General features: G+C 72.9%; 19 protein-coding genes. 12 read left to right on the forward strand and 7 right to left on the reverse strand.

Features of this window, described 5'->3' with window-relative positions; translation table 11 throughout:
- The first annotated feature begins 77 nt into the window (after positions 1–77).
- From hisI to lgt, 11 genes are all read left to right on the forward strand, one after another.
- Entirely contained in the window at positions 78–461 is a 384-nt protein-coding gene (gene hisI, locus OG912_RS26750; RefSeq protein ID WP_327711583.1) for a phosphoribosyl-AMP cyclohydrolase, read from the forward strand.
- A gap of 11 nt (positions 462–472) precedes the next feature.
- Complete coding sequence (locus OG912_RS26755; protein WP_327711584.1) at positions 473–1960, forward strand: anthranilate synthase component I; 1488 nt, start codon at positions 473–475, stop codon at positions 1958–1960.
- Between the two features lie 50 nt (positions 1961–2010).
- Positions 2011–2670 carry a TIGR02234 family membrane protein gene (locus OG912_RS26760; RefSeq protein ID WP_327711585.1) on the forward strand — a complete coding sequence of 220 codons (660 nt, stop codon included), beginning with the start codon at positions 2011–2013 and terminating at the stop codon, positions 2668–2670.
- 118 nt (positions 2671–2788) lie between these two features.
- Positions 2789–3037, forward strand: coding sequence for an HGxxPAAW family protein (locus OG912_RS26765; protein WP_148022565.1), 249 nt, complete (start codon positions 2789–2791; stop codon positions 3035–3037).
- A gap of 80 nt (positions 3038–3117) precedes the next feature.
- Positions 3118–3636, forward strand: a complete 519-nt coding sequence (locus tag OG912_RS26770; RefSeq protein ID WP_443061026.1) for a DUF2752 domain-containing protein — start codon at positions 3118–3120, stop codon at positions 3634–3636.
- A gap of 115 nt (positions 3637–3751) precedes the next feature.
- Positions 3752–4561, forward strand: coding sequence for an indole-3-glycerol phosphate synthase TrpC (trpC, locus tag OG912_RS26775; RefSeq protein WP_326735670.1), 810 nt, complete (start codon positions 3752–3754; stop codon positions 4559–4561).
- A gap of 8 nt (positions 4562–4569) precedes the next feature.
- Positions 4570–4785 (forward strand): tryptophan biosynthesis modulator TrpM, encoded by a 216-nt coding sequence (gene trpM, locus OG912_RS26780; RefSeq protein WP_327711586.1) that lies wholly within the window; start codon positions 4570–4572, stop codon positions 4783–4785.
- A 139-nt stretch (positions 4786–4924) separates the two neighbouring features.
- Positions 4925–6211, forward strand: coding sequence for a tryptophan synthase subunit beta (gene trpB / locus OG912_RS26785; protein ID WP_326735669.1), 1287 nt, complete (start codon positions 4925–4927; stop codon positions 6209–6211).
- A complete protein-coding gene (trpA, locus tag OG912_RS26790; protein WP_327711587.1) occupies positions 6208–7020 on the forward strand; it encodes a tryptophan synthase subunit alpha in 813 nt (270 codons plus the stop codon). The genes trpB and trpA overlap by 4 nt, the downstream gene beginning before the upstream one ends.
- Before the next feature lie 76 nt (positions 7021–7096).
- Positions 7097–7924: a thioredoxin domain-containing protein gene (locus OG912_RS26795; RefSeq protein ID WP_327711588.1), complete on the forward strand. Its 828-nt coding sequence runs from the start codon at positions 7097–7099 to the stop codon at positions 7922–7924.
- 99 nt (positions 7925–8023) lie between these two features.
- Entirely contained in the window at positions 8024–9001 is a 978-nt protein-coding gene (gene lgt / locus OG912_RS26800) for a prolipoprotein diacylglyceryl transferase (RefSeq protein WP_327711589.1), read from the forward strand.
- A 196-nt stretch (positions 9002–9197) separates the two neighbouring features.
- Here lgt and OG912_RS26805 read toward each other — a convergent pair whose 3' ends face one another.
- From OG912_RS26805 to OG912_RS26835, 7 genes are read right to left on the reverse strand one after another with little or no spacing between them, the layout of a single operon-like run.
- Positions 9198–10013, reverse strand: coding sequence for an HpcH/HpaI aldolase/citrate lyase family protein (locus tag OG912_RS26805; protein ID WP_326735665.1), 816 nt, complete (start codon positions 10011–10013; stop codon positions 9198–9200).
- Positions 10010–11209, reverse strand: a complete 1200-nt coding sequence (locus tag OG912_RS26810; RefSeq protein WP_326735664.1) for a CaiB/BaiF CoA transferase family protein — start codon at positions 11207–11209, stop codon at positions 10010–10012. The genes OG912_RS26805 and OG912_RS26810 overlap by 4 nt, the downstream gene beginning before the upstream one ends.
- Positions 11206–12090: a ribokinase gene (gene rbsK / locus OG912_RS26815; RefSeq protein ID WP_327711590.1), complete on the reverse strand. Its 885-nt coding sequence runs from the start codon at positions 12088–12090 to the stop codon at positions 11206–11208. The genes OG912_RS26810 and rbsK overlap by 4 nt, the downstream gene beginning before the upstream one ends.
- Positions 12087–13487, reverse strand: coding sequence for an ADP-ribosylglycohydrolase family protein (locus OG912_RS26820; RefSeq protein WP_327711591.1), 1401 nt, complete (start codon positions 13485–13487; stop codon positions 12087–12089). Before OG912_RS26820 ends, rbsK begins: the two co-directional genes overlap by 4 nt.
- A complete protein-coding gene (locus tag OG912_RS26825) occupies positions 13484–14686 on the reverse strand; it encodes an ADP-ribosylglycohydrolase family protein (RefSeq protein WP_327711592.1) in 1203 nt (400 codons plus the stop codon). The genes OG912_RS26820 and OG912_RS26825 overlap by 4 nt, the downstream gene beginning before the upstream one ends.
- On the reverse strand, positions 14613–15935 hold the full coding sequence (locus OG912_RS26830) for an ADP-ribosylglycohydrolase family protein (RefSeq protein ID WP_327711593.1): 1323 nt from the start codon (positions 15933–15935) through the stop codon (positions 14613–14615). The genes OG912_RS26825 and OG912_RS26830 overlap by 74 nt, the downstream gene beginning before the upstream one ends.
- A complete protein-coding gene (locus tag OG912_RS26835; protein WP_327713553.1) occupies positions 15932–17074 on the reverse strand; it encodes an ADP-ribosylglycohydrolase family protein in 1143 nt (380 codons plus the stop codon). Before OG912_RS26835 ends, OG912_RS26830 begins: the two co-directional genes overlap by 4 nt.
- A 263-nt stretch (positions 17075–17337) precedes the next feature.
- Between OG912_RS26835 and OG912_RS26840 the strand changes: the two genes are divergently transcribed.
- On the forward strand, positions 17338–18072 hold the full coding sequence (locus OG912_RS26840; protein ID WP_326735658.1) for a VIT1/CCC1 transporter family protein: 735 nt from the start codon (positions 17338–17340) through the stop codon (positions 18070–18072).
- Positions 18073–18368: the final 296 nt, after the last annotated feature.

The raw sequence follows: 18368 nt of genomic DNA on the forward strand, positions 1-18368 counted from the left end.
AGCGTACGACCGGTGTCCAGCGTCCGCCCAGTGGACGCACGCCCGAAAGCCCTCCCGGCCCACGGCACAATGGGCACATGACCAGCACGCCCACGCCCGGCACCCCCCGGCCCGCCAGCGACCTCGACCCCGCCATCGCCGCCCGCCTCAAGCGCGGCGCCGACGGACTGGTCCCGGCCATCGCCCAGCAGTACGACACCGGCGAGGTGCTGATGCTCGGCTGGATGGACGACGAGGCACTGCACCGCACCCTGACCACCGGCCGCTGCACCTACTGGTCGCGCAGCCGCCAGGAGTACTGGGTCAAGGGCGACACCTCCGGCCACATCCAGCAGGTCAGGTCCGTCGCCCTGGACTGCGACGCCGACACCGTCCTCGTCAAGGTCGACCAGACGGGCGCCGCCTGCCACACGGGCGACCGCACCTGTTTCGACGCCGACGTCCTCACGCTCGGACAGTAGGGTCAGCCGCCATGGATCTCGACACGTTCCGCAAGCTGGCCGTCGACCGGCGCGTCATCCCCGTCACCCGCCGGCTCCTCGCGGACGGCGACACCCCGGTCGGCCTCTACCGCAAGCTCGCGGCCGAGCGCACCGGCACCTTCCTCCTGGAGTCCGCGGAGAACGGCCGCACCTGGTCGCGCTACTCCTTCATCGGCGTACGCAGCGCCGCCACGCTCACCACCCGCGACGGCGAGGCCCACTGGCTCGGCACCCCACCGGTCGGCGTCCCCGTCGACGGCGACCCGCTCCAGGCCCTGCGCGCCACCATCGAGACCCTGCACACCCCGCACGACCCGGAATCGGGACTCCCGCCCTTCACCGGTGGCATGGTCGGCTACCTCGGATACGACATCGTGCGCCGGCTGGAGAAGATCGGCGAGAGCGGCGGCGACGACCTGAAGCTCCCCGAGCTGACGATGCTGCTCACCTCCGACCTCGCCGTCCTCGACCACTGGGACGGCAGCGTCCTGCTGATCGCCAACGCGATCAACCACAACGACCTGGCCACCGGCGTCGACGAGGCGTACACCGACGCCGTCGCCCGGCTCGACGCCATGGAACAGGACCTGCGCCGCCCCGTAGAGAACGCCCCGGCCGCCCTGCCGCCCTCCGAACTCCCGCCGTACACCGCCCTGTGGGGCGGCAAGGCGTACCAGGACGCCGTCGAGGACGTGAAGGAGCGCATCCGGGCCGGCGAAGCCTTCCAGGTCGTCCCCTCCCAGCGCTTCGAAACCCCGTGCACGGCCAGCGCGTTGGACGTGTACCGGGTGCTGCGCGCCACCAACCCCTCGCCGTACATGTACCTCTTCCGCTTCGACGGCTTCGACGTCGCCGGCTCCAGCCCCGAGGCCCTCGTCAAGGTCGAGGACGGCCGTGCGATGGTGCACCCGATCGCCGGCACCCGGCACCGCGGCGCCACCCCGCAGGAGGACCAGGCGCTCGCCGACGAACTCCTCGCCGACCCGAAGGAACGCGCCGAGCACCTGATGCTCGTCGACCTCGGCCGCAACGACCTGGGGCGGGTCTGCGAGCCCGGCAGCGTCGAGGTCGTCGACTTCATGTCGATCGAGCGGTACTCGCACGTGATGCACATCGTGTCCACCGTCACCGGCCGCGTCGCCGAGGGCCGCACCGCCTTCGACGTCCTCACCGCGTGCTTCCCGGCGGGCACCCTCTCCGGCGCCCCGAAGCCGCGAGCCATGCAGATCATCGAGGAGCTCGAACCCACCCGCCGCGGACTGTACGGCGGCTGCGTCGGCTACCTCGACTTCGCAGGGGATTCCGACACCGCCATCGCGATCCGTACCGCGCTGCTGCGGGACGGCACGGCGTACGTCCAGGCCGGGGCCGGTGTCGTCGCCGACTCCGACCCCGTCGCCGAGGACACCGAATGCCGCAACAAGGCCGCGGCGGTGCTGCGCGCCGTCCACACCGCGAACCGGCTCCGCGGCAACTGAGACGGCCGGCACACGGGGGGCGGTCGGCCACCGCGGGGACGTAAGGGATAGTGGAGTACGTGAGCGCCGTCCCCGTACCCCAGCCCCGTGCCGAAGCCGCCGTCGCGCCCGACAGCGCGGGCAGCCGCCGAAGTCTGGCAGCCGGCCTGCTCCTCGGGGCGGCCGGAGCCACCGTCGTCCTGCTCGCCTCCGGGCAGAACTGGGCCGGCGGCAAGGCCGCGGTCGGCGGCGGCACCCTGGCGCTGAACGCCGACGGACAGGACGTCACCGGCCTTCCCGCGGCCCTCGCCATCGTCGGCCTGGCCGCCCTCGTCGCCGTCTTCGCCGTCCGCGGCGCCGGCCGGCTGGCCGTCGCGGGACTGCTGGCCCTCAGCGGCCTCGGCGCCGCACTGAGCGCCTACCTCGGCGCATCCGACAGCGCCGCACTCGACGAGAAGGCCGCGCAGACCACCGGCGACACCTCCGCCTCCATCGAGGCCCTCAGCCACACCGCCTGGCCCTACGTCACCGCGGCGGGCGGCCTGCTGATCCTGCTCGCCGGGCTCCTCGCCCTGCGCTTCGGCAGCCGCTGGCCCACGATGTCCGGACGGTACGAGCGCGACGGCACCCCGCGCCCCCGCAAGGCCCCCCGCGCCACTCCGGACCCCGACCGGCCCGAGGACCTGTGGAAGGCCCTGGACCGCGGCGAGGACCCGACGCGCGAGGCATGACCCCCAGCTCACGTCGCACCCGCGCGTACGGGACAATGACCATGAGCCCGCAGCACAGCGGCACGGTTGCGGCGACCCCCAGCGATACCAACAGCGCAACACCAACGAGGAGCAACTCATGGCGGGCAGCAGCCACGGACACACCCCGGCCGCCTGGACCGGTGTCATCATCGCCTTCATCGGCTTCTGCATCGCGGGCGTCTTCATGGTCGCGGCCAACCCCCTCGGCTTCTGGGCCGGAATCGTCGTCGTCTTCGTCGGCGGGATCGTCGGCCTCGCGATGAAGGCCGCCGGCCTCGGCATGCCCAAGGAATCGGCGGAGCTGGCAGCGGCCAGGGCCCGCGCCGGGCAGGCCCAGACCTCCTGAACCCCTTTCGAGGACGCACGCGCGCAAGGCGCAGCCCGGCCCGGGCTGCGCCTTTCCGTATCAGCGGCGACAATCACCGAGTGGACGCATCGCCTACTCCCGCCGCTCCGCCGGTGGCCGGCCCCCAGCCGGTGCCCGGCCCGCCACCGACGCCCGGCCACCCAGGGCCCCCGCCGGCCTTCCGGCCCGCTCCCGTCCCCGCCTCACGGCTGCGGCGGATCGCCACCCCGGCCGCCGTCCTGGCCGTAGTCGTCGGGGCCTTCGCCTACGTCGGCACCGTCGACCCGAACGAACCGGGGCACTACCCGGTCTGTCCGCTGCTCCGGTTCACCGGCATCTACTGCCCCGGCTGCGGCGGGCTGCGCAGCGCCCACGCCTTCGCGCACGGCGACATCGCGGCGGCGCTCGGCTCCAACGCCGCCGCCGTCATCGGCTACGCCGCCTTCGCCGTGCTCTGGGTCCTCTGGATGGTTCGCGCGGCCGCCGGGCGGCCGCTGCGGATCGACCTGAAACCGGTCCACTGGTGGGGGATCGGAGCCGTACTGCTGATCTTCTCCGTGGTCCGGAACCTGCCGTTCGGATCGGCGCTGGCGCCGTGAATGCCCAGGTAGTGGGACATCCACCGGCCGGATGCGGGCCCATCGGCCTCCTGCGGATACCATCGGCATGGCCAATCCTGTTCCCTTGTCAACGTCCCGGAAGGGGGCCTCTCGCGTGAGTGTGCTCGACGAGATCATCGACGGCGTTCGCGCCGACCTCGCGGAGCGGCAGGCGCGCGTCAGCCTCGACGAGCTCAAGGAACGCGCGGCCCGCGCTCCCCAGGCCAAGGACGGAGTCGCCGCCCTGCGCGGCGAGGGCGTGACCGTCATCTGCGAGGTCAAGCGCTCCAGCCCCTCCAAGGGCGCCCTGGCCGCCATCGCCGACCCTGCCGCGCTCGCCGCGGACTACGAGGCCGGCGGCGCGTCCGTCATTTCCGTCCTCACCGAGGAGCGCCGCTTCGGCGGATCGCTGGCCGACCTGGAGGCCGTCCGCGCCAAGGTCGACATCCCGATCCTGCGCAAGGACTTCATCGTCACCTCGTACCAGCTGTGGGAGGCACGCGCCTACGGCGCCGACCTCGCCCTGCTGATCGTCGCCGCCCTCGACCAGGAGGCCCTCGTCTCCCTGATCGAGCGCGCCGAGTCCATCGGCCTGACGCCGCTGGTCGAGGCGCACGACGAGGAGGAGGCGGAGCGCGCGGTGGACGCCGGCGCGAAGATCATCGGCGTCAACGCCCGCAACCTGAAGGACCTCAAGGTCGACCGCTCCACCTTCGAGCGCGTCGCACCCGAGATCCCCGACCACATCGTCAAGATCGCCGAGTCCGGCGTCCGCGGCCCGCACGACCTCATCGCCTACGCCAACGCCGGCGCCGACGGCGTGCTGGTCGGCGAGTCGCTGGTCACCGGCCGCGACCCGCGGGCGGCCGTCGCCGACCTGGTCGCCGCCGGCGCCCACCCGGCGCTCCGGCACGGACGGAGCTGACCCCACCCGTGTCCGCCGACCGTTCCGCGCTCCGACCCCGGGCAGGCCTCCGCCCCGCCCGGTCGACGGGACGCGACCCGCACGCGCCGCTGGCGCGCGGCTGCCGCCCCCGCGGCTGCCGCGCCCCCGCACGCCGCGTGCACGGCCGGCGGGTGCGGTACGTGATCGGCGACGAGCCCGGTCAGGTCAACGGCATGCGATGGCGCACGGGGCCCGCGCAGTAGAGCGAGCCCCGGCCGTCGCACCCGCCCCACCCGGCGGAACCGCACGACCGCACCGCCCGGCCACCGACGGCCGCGGCGGCGCTCCGCTCACGGCGCATACGGTGAACCCACCCACTGCCATGCCGAGGAGCACGTCGAGATGTCGTCCGACTTCTTCATTCCGGACCCGGAAGGTCTGATCCCCAGCGCCGAAGGCTACTTCGGTGCGTACGGCGGAAAGTTCATCCCGGAGGCGCTCGTCGCCGCCGTGGACGAGGTCGCCGTCGAGTACGACAAGGCCAAGGCGGACCCGGCCTTCGCCGCCGAGCTCAACGAGCTCATGGTGAACTACACGGGCCGGCCCAGCGCCCTGACCGAGGTCGCGCGCTTCGCCGAGCACGCCGGCGGTGCCCGGATCTTCCTCAAGCGCGAGGACCTCAACCACACCGGCTCACACAAGATCAACAACGTGCTGGGCCAGGCGCTCCTCACCAAGCGCATGGGCAAGACCCGCGTCATCGCCGAGACCGGAGCCGGTCAGCACGGCGTCGCCACCGCGACCGCCTGCGCGCTCTTCGGCCTCGAATGCACCATCTACATGGGCGAGATCGACACCGAACGGCAGGCGCTGAACGTGGCGCGCATGCGGATGCTCGGCGCCGAGGTCATCGCCGTGAAGTCCGGCTCCCGCACGCTCAAGGACGCCATCAACGAGGCGTTCCGCGACTGGGTCGCCAACGTGGACCGCACCCACTACCTCTTCGGTACGGTCGCGGGCCCGCACCCCTTCCCGGCGATGGTCCGCGACTTCCACCGCGTGATCGGCGTCGAGGCCCGGCGCCAGATCCTGGAACGGGCCGGCCGGCTGCCGGACGCCGCCATCGCCTGCGTCGGCGGCGGCTCCAACGCCATCGGCCTCTTCCACGCCCTCATCCCCGACGCGGGCGTCCGCCTCATCGGCTGCGAGCCCGCCGGGCACGGCGTGGAGACCGGCGAGCACGCGGCGACCCTGACCGCGGGCGAGCCCGGCATCCTGCACGGCTCGCGCAGTTACGTCCTCCAGGACGACGAGGGCCAGATCACCGAGCCGTACTCCATCTCGGCCGGTCTGGACTACCCGGGCATCGGCCCTGAGCACGCGTACCTGAAGGACATCGGCCGGGGCGAGTACCGCGCCGTCACCGACGACGCCGCCATGCAGGCGCTGCGCCTGCTCTCCCGCACCGAGGGGATCATCCCGGCGATCGAGAGCGCACACGCGCTGGCCGGTGCCCTGGAGGTCGGCAAGGAGCTCGGCAAGGACGGCCTGATCCTGGTCAACCTGTCCGGACGCGGCGACAAGGACATGGACACGGCAGCGCGCTACTTCGGCCTGTACGAAGCGGACGCGGCCGTCGAGGCCGACGCGGACAGCGAAGGCGCCGAGATCGAGGGGGACGTCAAGTGAGCGGCAACATCGAGCTGCTGAACACCACGCTCGCCACCGCGCGGGCCGAGGACCGGGCCGCGCTGATCGCGTACCTGCCCGCCGGCTTCCCGACCGTGGACGGCGCCATCGAGGCCATCAAGGCCGTGGCCGCAGGCGGCGCCGACGTCGTCGAGGTGGGGCTGCCGCACAGCGACCCCGTGCTCGACGGCCCCGTCATCCAGACCGCGGACGACATCGCGCTGCGCGGCGGCGTGCGGATCGCCGACGTGATGCGTACGGTCCGCGAGGCGCACGAGGCGACGGGCATCCCGATCCTCGTCATGACGTACTGGAACCCGATCGACCGGTACGGCGTCGAGCGCTTCACCGCCGAGCTCGCCGAGGCCGGCGGCGCCGGGTGCATCCTGCCCGACCTTCCGGTCCAGGAGTCCGCACTGTGGCGCGAGCACGCGGACAAGCACGGTCTCGCGACCGTGTTCGTCGTCGCGCCCAGCAGCAAGGACGAGCGCCTCGCGACCATCACGGCGGCCGGCTCCGGCTTCGTCTACGCGGCGTCGCTGATGGGGGTCACCGGCACCCGGGTCTCCGTCGGCGAGCAGGCCCAGGACCTGGTGGGGCGCACCCGTGCCACCACCGACCTCCCGGTCTGCGTCGGCCTCGGCGTGTCCAACGCCGACCAGGCCGCAGAGGTCGCGGGCTTCGCCGACGGCGTCATCGTCGGCTCCGCCTTCGTCAAGCGGATGCTGGACGCTCCCGACGAGGCGGCAGGCCTGGCCGCCGTCCGCTCACTGGCGGCCGATCTGGCCGAAGGTGTTCGAAAGCGCTGACACCCTTCCTCACCCGAATGGGTGGACCTGGGACCGGGGAGGCACGCGAGTGCCTCCCCGGTTCGTTGCTGCGGGTGTGAGCGAGAAGAACCAAGAGGGAAAAAGGGCCGCGCGAGACCGGCTGATCCAGCAGCGCGAGCAGGCGAAGGCGCACGACCGCCGACGCCGCACGCTGATCGTCTCCGCGGCCGTGGTGGGGGTGCTGGGACTGGCCGCCGTCGTCGGCGTGATCGCGGCGAACACCGGCGGCAAGGGCGACAAGGACAAGGCGTCCGGCCCCGCCGTCGCGCCGTCCGGCGCGACCGGCAAGGACAGCCTGACCATTCCGGTGGGAGCGGACGACGCCCCGTCCACGCTCACGGTCTGGGAGGACTTCCGCTGCCCGGTCTGCGCCCAGTTCGAGAACGCCTTCCGCGACACGATCCACCAGATGGAGCAGAGCGGGCAGCTCAAGGTCGAATACCACTTCGCCACCCTGATCGACGGCAATCTCGGCGGCAGCGGCTCGCTCAAGGCGGCCAACGCGGCGGCCTGCGCCCAGGACGCCGGCAAGTTCCCCGCGTACCACGACGTCCTGTACCGCAACCAGCCGCAGGAGTCCGACGACGCCTTCGGCGACAACAGCAAACTGATCGACCTGTCCAAGAAGGTCGAGGGGCTCGACACGCCCACGTTCCGCAGCTGCGTGGAGGACGGCGCGCACGACGCCTGGGTGGAGAAGTCCAACACCGCGTTCGAGAAGGGCGGATTCCAGGGCACACCGACGGCGCTGCTCAACGGAGAGTCGATCTTCCCGAAGAAGGGGGACGAGCCGATCACCGTGGCCAACCTGAAGAAGTGGGTCGCCGAGGCCAACAAGGGCAAGAAGCCGGGCACCGTCACACCGGCCCCCTCCGGCTCCTGAGAGCCGCGCAACCGGGGGAATCGATGACCGGCTCGTTACCCAGACGTTGTCGGGCGGGTTGCCGTACGTCCCGCCCGGCAGGGTAGCGTCGACGATGCCATGAATCTTGCCTACATTCCCAGCCCGTCGACCGGCGTGATCGATCTTGGACCGATCCCGCTCCGCGGCTACGCGTTCTGCATCATCATCGGTGTCTTCGTCGCCGTCTGGTTCGGCAACAAGCGCTGGGTCGCCCGAGGCGGCAGAGCCGGCACTGTTGCCGACATTGCCGTCTGGGCCGTGCCCTTCGGCCTGGTCGGAGGCAGGCTCTACCACGTCATCACCGACTATCAGCTGTACTTCAGTGACGGTGAGAACTGGGTCGACGCCTTCAAGATCTGGCAGGGCGGCCTCGGTATCTGGGGTGCCATCGCGCTCGGCGCGGTCGGTGCCTGGATCGGCTGCCGCCGCCGCGGGATCCCGCTGCCCGCCTGGGCCGACGCGCTCGCACCCGGCATCGCCCTGGCCCAGGCCTGCGGCCGCTGGGGCAACTGGTTCAACCAGGAGCTGTACGGCCGCGAGACCGACGTCCCGTGGGCGCTGAAGATCAGCGAGGGCCCGAACCGGGTCGCCGGCACCTACCACCCGACCTTCCTGTACGAGTCGCTGTGGTGCATCGGCGTGGCGCTCCTGGTGATCTGGGCGGACCGCCGCTTCAAGCTCGGACACGGGCGGGCGTTCGCGCTGTACGTCGCCTCGTACTGCGCGGGCCGCGCCTGGATCGAGTACATGCGTGTCGACGAGGCCCACCACATCCTGGGCCTGCGTCTGAACGTGTGGACCGCGCTGATCGTGTTCGTGCTGGCGGTGGTCTACATCGTGATCTCGGCGAAGGTACGGCCGGGGCGCGAGGAGATCGTCGAGCCGGGGGAGCCGGAGGCGGTTGACGCCAAGGGCGCCGAGGACGCGGAGTCCGGCGAGGCCGAGGGCGGCGACACGGAGTCCGCCGACTCGAAGCCGGTCGAGGCCGAGACCGCGGCCGACGCCGACGAGGACGCGCCGAAGACGAACGGTGAGGCGGAGACGGCCAAGGGCTGACGCCGACGCCGCGCACACGAGGCCGAGGGGCCGCCGAACGATTCGGCGGCCCCTCGTCATGTCCGTGCCTGCGGCACGGTGTCCTCAATCGCCGGACGGCTTGGTTCTGATGGGCCGGGCTGCCATCAAGCCCGTCCGGCGATTGAGGACAAGGCGGACCGTCGGGCGCCGCCCGCTCAGCGTTGCCCGGCACCGCTCACCGCCCCCGTCCCGCCAGGGCAAGCGTGCGGTGGGCCTGGGCCACCACCGCCGCGTCGACGAAGCGGCCGTCCGGCAGGGCCAGCGCGCCCGCCTGGACCCGGGCCGCCTCGACGATCTGCTGCGCGGCCTCGACCTCCTGCGGCGTCGGCCGGAACGCCCGCTCGATCACCGGAATCTGCCGGGGATGGATCGCCGCCCGGCCGAGGAATCCGAGCGCCCGTCCATGGGCGCAGGACGCCCACAGCCCGTCCAGGTCCCGGACGTCCGGGAACACCGACTGGATGGGCGGGGCAAGACCGGCCGCCCGGGCGGCGACCACCACCCGGCTGCGCGACCAGTCGAGCCCGGCATCGTCCCGTACCCCCAGATCCGCCCGGAGATCCGCCTCGCCGAGGGCGATGGAACGCACCTGCGGATGGGCGGAGGCCACCGTGTACGCGTGCTCGATGCCGAGGGCCGACTCCAGCAGCGGACAGAGTGCGACCCCCGGGGCCAGCGCCGCGATGTGATGGACGGACGCCGCGTGTGTGATCTTCGGCAGCCGCAGCCCGGCGAGGCCCGGCAGCCCGGCCAGGGCCAGCACGTCCGTCTCGTCGTTGACCCGGACATGGACCGGCGGCGCGGTGGGGGAGGAGGCCGGTTCGGAGAGCAGCTCGACCGTGGCCGACCGTGCGTACTCCTTGCGGTCGGGGGCGACCGCGTCCTCCAGGTCGACGATCACCACGTCCGCCCCCGCATCACGGGCCTTGCGCACCACATCGGGCCGGTCACCGGGGACGTACAGCCAGGTCAGCGGGGTCTCGGCGGTCATAGGACACGCTCCGACCGCAGTGCCGCGATCTCCTCGCCGCTCAGCCCGAGCCCGGTGAGGATCTCGTCGGTGTCCGCCCCGTGCGGCCGCCCCGCCCAGCGGATCCCCCCGGGGGTGCCGGAGAGCCGGAAGAGGACGTTCTGCATCCGCAGCGGGCCCAGCTCCGGGTCGTCGACCTCCGTGATGGAGTCCAGAGCCCGGTACTGCGGGTCCTCCATCACGTCACGGATGTCGTGGATCGGCGCGATGGCAGCCTCCGCCTTCTCGAACGCGGAGACCGCCTCGTCCCGGGTGCGCCGCGCGATCCAGTGGCCGACCGCCTCGTCGAGTTCGTCGCTGTGCTCGGCCCGGGTGGTGCCCGAGGCGAACCACGGCTCGTCGATCAGCTCCGCCCGGCCCACCAGGCGCATCACGCGTTCCGCGACGGACTGCGCCGAGGTGGAGACGGCCACCCACTGCCCGTCCGAGGTGCGGTAGGTGTTGCGCGGGGCGTTGTTGCGGGAACGGTTGCCGGTGCGCGGCTGGACGTATCCCAGCTGGTCGTACCAGAGCGGTTGCGGGCCGAGCACGGTGAGGATCGGTTCGATGATCGCCATGTCGACGACCTGGCCCACGCCCGTACGGTCCCGGCCGGCCAGCGCCGCCATCACGGCGAACGACGTGGCGAGCGCCGCGATCGAGTCGGCGAGACCGAACGGCGGCAGCGTCGGAGGACCGTCCGGCTCCCCGGTGATCGCCGCGAACCCGCTCATCGCCTCCGCGAGCGTGCCGAAGCCGGGCCGGTGGGCGTACGGGCCGAACTGGCCGAAGCCCGTGACCCGGACCAGCACCAGCCGTGGGTTGACGGCGTGCAGTTCCGCCGGTCCGAGCCCCCACCGCTCCAGGGTGCCCGGCCGGAAGTTCTCGATGATCACGTCGGTGTCCGCGGCGAGCCGCAGCAGGAGATCACGGCCGTCCGGGCAGGACAGGTCGAGGGTCAGATTCCGCTTGTTGCGGCCGAGCAGCTTCCACCACAGGCCGATCCCGTCCTTCGTCGGCCCGTGCCCCCGGGACGGATCGGGCCGGACCGGATGCTCGACCTTGATCACATCGGCGCCGAAGTCGCCCAGCATGGTGGCGCACAGGGGACCCGCGAACAGCGTGGCGAGATCGATGACCCGCAGCCCGGTCAGGGGCGGCGCTCCCGGCGCGCTCATGCGGCGTCGATTTCGCTGCGGTACGGCATGGAGACGGACGCGCCGGGCTTCTGCACGCAGAGCGCGGCGGCCGACGAGGCCCAGGCGATGGCCTGTGGCACCGGCCGCCCCTCGCCGAGCGCCACCGCGAGTGTGCCGACGAAGGTGTCCCCGGCCCCGGTGGTGTCGACTGCGGTCACCTCGGGGGCGGGGAAGTGGACGGTCTGGCTGCCCCGTGCCGCGTACAGGCAGCCCTTCGAGCCGAGCGTGATGACGAGGGCGGGCACCTGGCTGAGCAGGACCTCGGCCGCCGCGTGCGGTTCGGCGTGCCCCGACAGTTCGGCCGCCTCGTGCTCATTGGCGATCAGCAGGTCGACGCAGTCGAGGAGTTCGGCGGGCAGCTGCTGTACGGGGGACGGGGTGAGGACCGTCCGTACCCCCTGGGCGTGACCGGCCCGCGCCCCCTCGATCACGGCGGACAGCGGCAGTTCCAGCTGGAGCAGCAGCAGATCGGCCTCGGCGATCGTGGCGATCTCGCCCGGTCCGAGCGCGGTGACGGTGCCGTTGGCGCCGGGGATGACGACGATGGCGTTGGAGCCCTTGCCGTCGACCACGATGTGCGCGGTGCCGCTGGGTCCTTCGGCGGTGTGCAGCAGATCGGTGTCGACGCCCGATTGCTCCAGGTTCTCCCTCATCCGGAGGCCGTACTCGTCGTCGCCCACCGCGCCGATCATCATCACGTCGCCGCCCGCGCGGGCGGCGGCGACGGCCTGGTTGGCGCCCTTGCCGCCGGGAATGGTGCGGAACTCCCGCCCGGTGACGGTCTCCCCGCGCTCCGGGGCCCGGTCGACGTAGGCCACAAGATCCATATTGGTGCTGCCGAGCACCGCGACTTTGGTCATGGGCGGAGTGCCTCCTCGTGGGTGAGCCGGGTGATCCGGGTGAGCCGGTGGGTCAGGTCGGCGAGGGTGTCGAAGCCGACCGAGTCGAATCCGGTGACGGACGTGGCGAGCCGGTTCTTCAGCGGGGTGGTCCACCGGTCGGGCAGCGCGTCCGGCCGCCCGGCCAGCAGCCCGGCGAGCGAACCGGCGGTCGCCCCGTTGGAGTCGGTGTCCCAGCCGCCGGACACCGCACGGCAGATCGAGCCGGTGAAGTCGCCGTCGGCATGGGTGAGGGCGGCGGCGAGCAGAGCCGCGTTGGGCAGCACATGCACCCAGTGATACCTGCCGTACGCCTCGTGCAACCGGTCGACGACCGTATCGAAACGCTTCTCCTCGCGGGCCGTGGCGATGCCGTCCCGTACGGCGTGGGCGAACCGGGAGCGCGGGGGCACCACGCGCAGCCCGGCGGCGAGACACCCGTGCACATCGGCCTCGCCCCCGGCCGCCTCGGCGAGCGCCGCCGCGGTGAACATCGCGCCGTACACCCCGTTCCCGGTGTGGGTGAGGACCGCGTCGCGGTGGGCCTGTTCCGCCGCCGCGGCCGGGTCGCCGGGATGGGTCCAGCCGTGCACATCGGCGCGGATCTGCGCCCCGATCCACTCCCGGAACGGATTGTGGTGGCGGGCGGTGTCCGGCGGTTCGAGGCCGTCGAGCAGATTGCGGTACGCGATCCGTTCGGCGGTGAACGTCCGGCCCGCCGGAAGCTCCTCCAGCCAGAGCCTGGCCAGGTCGGCGGTGGTGAAGGCGCTGCCGTACCGCTGGAGCAACAGCACCGTGAGCAACGGGTGGTTGAGGTCGTCGTCCTCGGGCATCCCGTCGATGTTCTCGGCCAGCGAGGTGGGTGCGGAGCGCCGGTTCCAGGGATACGTGGCCGCGAGCGCAGGGGGCAGCCCCCTGGCGGTGAACCAGGTGCTCAGCGGCCAGTTGCCGGTGGCGCGGGCCAGGGCGCGGATGCCCTCCAGCGGCAGCTTCTCGACCGGTTTGCCCAGCAGGCAGCCGGCGGCGCGGCCCAGCCAGGCCGCGTGCAGCCGCTCGCGTTCCACGGTGCCCGGCTCCGTGCGTGGGCGCGGCCAGTGCGGGCAGGCATCCCGGACCGCGTCGAGAGCGGTGGGTTCGTCATCCGCCAACGGCGATTCCAGCAGGGCGAGTTCGTCCAGCAGATGCCCGGCGACCGCGCGCAGCCCAGGAGGCACCGGGGGTGCCGAGGCGCCCGCACGGTCCGGCGCGGGCGAGCCGCCGGCCTCGTACCACCGGCGCTCGATGTCCCGGACGTCCCGCCCGTCCTCGGCCGCCTGCCGCAGCTCGTGCCCGACCAGATCCTCGGGCTGGACCCAGGTGACCCGCACCGTCGCGGTCATGGCCGGTCCGCCAGCGTGGCGAAGGCGGCCTCGTGGGCGCGGCGGCGGGCCGTGTCGTGCGCGAACACCTCGCGGGCGACCTCGGCCAGGGCGCGGGCCGGGGCGTGCAGATCGAGCCGGCTGGCCTCGCCGACCGTCGCCGCCCAGTCTGCCGGGATCGCCCGCTCGCCGTGCAGTGCGCCCGCGATCGCTCCGCTCATCGTGGCGATCGAGTCGCAGTCCCGCCCGTAGTTGACCGAACCGAGGACCGCCTGCCGGTAGTCCCCGTCCGCGACCAGCAGCATCCCGAGCGCGACGGGAAGTTCCTCGATGGCGTGCAGCCGGGACGGGCGGCGGGCGCCGAGCGAGGGGGCACGGTAGTCGGGGCCGACCGTGTCGAAGGGGGCGACGGCCTCCCGCAGCGGGGCGATCGCCGACTCGAAGTCCCGGTACCGGCCGGCCGTTGCGCAGACCGCCTCGATCGCGGCCCGGGTCCCGTCCTTGGCCAGCGACAGACAGGTCTCGACGACGCTCGCGGGCGTCGCGCCCGGGGCGCAGGCTGCGGCGACGGCAGCCGCGAAGACTCCGGCCGCCTCCCTCCCGTACGACGACTGATGGGCGCCCGCGACATCCAGAGCCTCGGCGTACGCGGCCTGCGGATGGGCCGCGTTCACCAGGCCCACCGGCGCCATGTACATCGCAGCCCCGCAGTTGACGATGTTCCCCGAGCCCGCCTCGCGCGGGTCGACGTGGCCGTAGTGCAGCCGGGCGACGATCCACTTCTCGGCGAGGAAGATCCGCTGGAGCGGCAGCGCCTCGGCCTCCAGCTCCGGAATCCAGCGGGGATTCGAGATGAGTTCCGGTACGAGGTGGTCGGCGACGGAGTACGCGTCGAGATGCCCGCGGACCTTTCCGTACACCCGGATCAGCGCATGGGTCATCAAGGTGTCGTCGGTGACGTGACCGTCGCCCTTGTGGTACGGGGCGACGGGGCGGGCGGTGCGCCAGTCGTCGCCGGCCCAGGGACCGACGACGCCGGCGACCCGCCCGCCGTGGCGCGCCACGATCTGCTCAGGGGAGTAGCCCTCGACCGGACCGCCGAGCGCGTCGCCGACGGCTGCGCCGACGAGCGCGCCGGCGATCCGTTCATCCAGGGTGGGCGCCGCGGGCGTCGTGGGGGGTGCGGACCTCGTGGGCGCCGGGGGCGCGGTGGATGTCATGTCCGAATTGTCCACCCAGGGGTACCGGTTCCGTGTCTGCCAGCAGCCCGGCGAGTTCGATCAGATCCGTGCCCGCGAAACGGGGCAGCGCGCACCCCGCCAGGGTGCGGCACGCCTCGCGCCAGCCGGCGGGCACGGTGGTGATCGATCCCAGCGCCCCGGTGAGCGCGCCGGCCAGTGCGGGCGCCGAGTCGGCGACCCGGGACAGGCAGGCCGCCGACGGCACCGCCTGTGCGATGTCTCCGCGGGCCGCGGTGGCCAGGGCGAGGGCGACGGGGACCGTTTCGGCCGCGGCGATCCCGTAGCTGTAGACGTGGTCGACGATCTGATGCTCCAGCACCGGTACGAGGGCGAACGCACCGGCCCGCTCACCGGCGAAGTCGCGGGCGATGCGGACCGCGTGGGCGGCGTTGCGGGCGATCTCGGTGCCCTCGGGGAGCTGGGCGAGCGCGGCGTTCACCGTGGTGTCCACGTCCGCACCGCCGAGCGCCTCGGCGATCGCCGCGGCCATCGCCCGCGCCCCGTGCACCCCGTCGCCGTCCTGGGTGTAGCGCGCGTCGAACTCCGCGAGGTCGGCCGCCGCCTCGGGGTCACCGGGGTGCACGACGGCCAGCACGGCGGCGCGCACACACGCCGCGTCGTCGAAGTAGTGCGGGTTGTCGTGGCCGGTGGCGGGCGGGCGGAGACCGGCGGCGAGGTTGCCGAGCCCGGCCCGGACCGAGATCCGCGCCCGCAGCGGCAGCACCGCCGACTCGACCTCGGGCGCCCGGGCGGCGGCCGCGGCGACCTCGGCGGCCAGCGCGTTCCACGCGGCGTCCACGGCGGCCCGCATCCGGCGTCCGGGGCTCAGCCCCTGCAGCGCACCCGCCGCCGAGGTGAGCACGGTCCCGGCGGCGAACGCCGCCCATTCGGCGTCGTCGGACGGGCCGAGCCGCAGGGGCTCGGGCGGCTGGTTGAGCGCGATGGGGACGGGCAGTGTGGTCGTCGCGTTCTGCTCGGCGAAGGTGTCGAGCTCGCGGGTCAGGCGCCGGGTCCACTCCGGCATCCGGGCCGCCCGGTGTCGCGCGGCCGGCCACCCGGCCGCGTCCCCGGCGGCCAGCCCGAGCAGCAGTCCCTCGATCCGGGCCCGGCGCGCTGTGACTGCGGCCGGGCGGGCGGGGGAGACCTCGCCGCGGTGTGCGCTCCCGTCGTCCGGATACGTGGCGACGCCGGAGTGCGCGGTACAGGAGGCGTCCCTGGCCGTGGTCATCGCCCCACCACCGTTGCGGGGACGTCGTCCCGGCGGGCCCCGGCGGCGGGAGGACCGTCCCCGCCCCGCTCCTCCGGCTCGTCCGGGGTGAGCAGTTCCGCGATGTCCAGGACGTGGTAGCCGCGCATCGACGGGAGGCAGCTGCCGCGGACCGGGCCGATCGCGTCCGCCCAGTTGCGCGGGATGGCGGACGCCCCGTGCAGCGCACCGGCCAGGGCGCCCGCCACCGCGGCGGTCGTGTCGGCGTCGCGGCCCATGTTGACCGCCATCAGCACCGCCGTACGGAAGTCCCCGCGCGCCGCCGCGAACGCGCCGAAGGCCAGGCCCACCGCCTCCGGCGCCAGGTCCGTCCACGGGTATCCGCCGATGACGACGGCCGAGCGCACCGCCCGTTCCCTCGTGAGGCGGTCGGGATACGGGTGCTGCGCGGCCGTGACCGCCCGGCGCAGCGAGCGTGCCGTCCAGGAGTCCATGGGGACGACGGAGAGCGCGGCGGCGATCACGGAGGTGACCCCGGACCCCGTCATCGCGGCCGCGACCCCGGCCGCCACCGCCTGGCCGCCGTAGATGCCCTCGCCCTCGTGGCTGACCCGGCCGTCCACCGCGACCAGCCGTGCCGCCTCTGCGGGCCGGCCGGCCGCGAAGACGCCGAAGGGGGCCGCCCGCATCGCCAGGCCGTCGCTCCAGGCGTGCCGGTGCTGGGCGGAGATCGGGGCGGCCAGGCCGCGGCGCAGGTTCTCCAGCGTGCCCCGCTCGCTGAAACCGGCGCCGCGGAACGGACCCTCGTCCAGATCGGCGATCCACAGGTGCCAGGCCCGCTCGACATGGGTGACGGTCAGCGCGGAGCCGTGCCGGGCCAGCAGCAGCCCGGAGAAGATCGCGTACTCCGTGTCGTCCGTGCCCGCCGGATCGTCGCTCACGAAGCCCTCGATCCGGCCCCAGCGGCGGCGGATCTCCGAGGGCCGCATGTTCTCCGCGGGAGCGCCCAGCGCGTCGCCGACCGCGAGGCCCAGCAGCGCGCCCCTGGCCCGGTCGCCGAGGCTGCCCCGGGCCTGACCGGCCGGGTCCGGAGCCCCGCGCACCGCCTCCCGTGCGCCGCTCGTCCGCGGCCCTGCCGGATTTCCTGCGGTCAGCTCCATCGCGTCGACCCTTCGCTCGCAGCGAGCCAGTACTCGTCCCTGTGGGATCTGTGCCACGCGAAGCCACGACAAAGGCCGGTTATCACTACAAAAGGGCCACTCGGATGACGGCCTTCGGACAGCAAGGCAAGGCGTACCTATGCGATTACGGAGGGTGGTAAGTACGGCCTGCCTTGCTGGCGGGAGCCATTTTTCGTGCGTACTTTCGATGATGTCGAGCGGGGCGGAGCGCACCAGGTCCGCTGCCGGAGAAGGGGAGAGCTGTGTCCATCATCGAGACCGACGCCGTACTGCACGAGGCGCACCGGGACAACCACACCCACCGTGATGTCAACGGTGGCTGGCTGCGTCCGGCGGTGTTCGGTGCCATGGACGGGCTCGTCTCGAACCTCGCCCTGATGACCGGTGTCGCGGGCGGTGCGGTCTCGCACCGCACCATCGTGATCACCGGACTGGCCGGGCTGGCCGCGGGCGCCTTCTCGATGGCGGCAGGCGAGTACACCTCCGTCGCCTCGCAGCGCGAGCTCGTCGAGGCCGAACTCGATGTCGAGCGGCGGGAGCTGCGCAAGCACCCCAAGGACGAGGAGCGGGAGCTCGCCGAGCTCTACGAGTCCCGCGGAGTCGAGCGGCACCTGGCCCGCGAGGTCGCCCGTCAGCTGTCGCGCGACCCCGAACAGGCCCTGGAGATCCACGCCCGCGAGGAGCTCGGCATCGACCCGGGCGACCTGCCGTCACCCCTCGTCGCCGCCGTGTCCTCGTTCGGCGCCTTCGCCCTGGGCGCGCTCCTGCCCGTACTGCCGTTCCTGCTCGGCGCGGACGCGATGTGGCCCGCCGTGCTGCTCGCCCTGGTCGGACTCTTCGGCTGCGGCGCGGTCGTGGCCCGGGTGACGGCCCGCAGCTGGTGGTTCAGCGGGCTGCGCCAGCTGCTGCTCGGCGGCGCGGCGGCCGCGATCACCTATGGCCTGGGCGCACTGTTCGGGGTCGCCGTCGGAGGCTGAGCCTTCGCCCGGCACCATCCACGGCCACGTACACCGCCCGGTGCACGTGGCCGTAACGTATGCGCCATCCGTGTGACGTACGTCCTGATCACCGCCACTGGGCGGATCGGCCGTACGCGACGTAAAATGAGACTCTATGCAGGGCTACACATAAGTAGTCGTTACCTGGCGGTTTCGTTTCCTTTGCCGCCGGGCATGAGCCGTAGACACCGCAGGCAACGACGCCTGCTCTCTGCGGTCTCCCCGGGCGCCGATCCTCCGACTGCGACCCCCTTCACCGTCACGACGGTGTCCGT

It is taken from the genome of Streptomyces sp. NBC_00464, assembly GCF_036013915.1.
Lineage (GTDB): Bacteria > Actinomycetota > Actinomycetes > Streptomycetales > Streptomycetaceae > Streptomyces.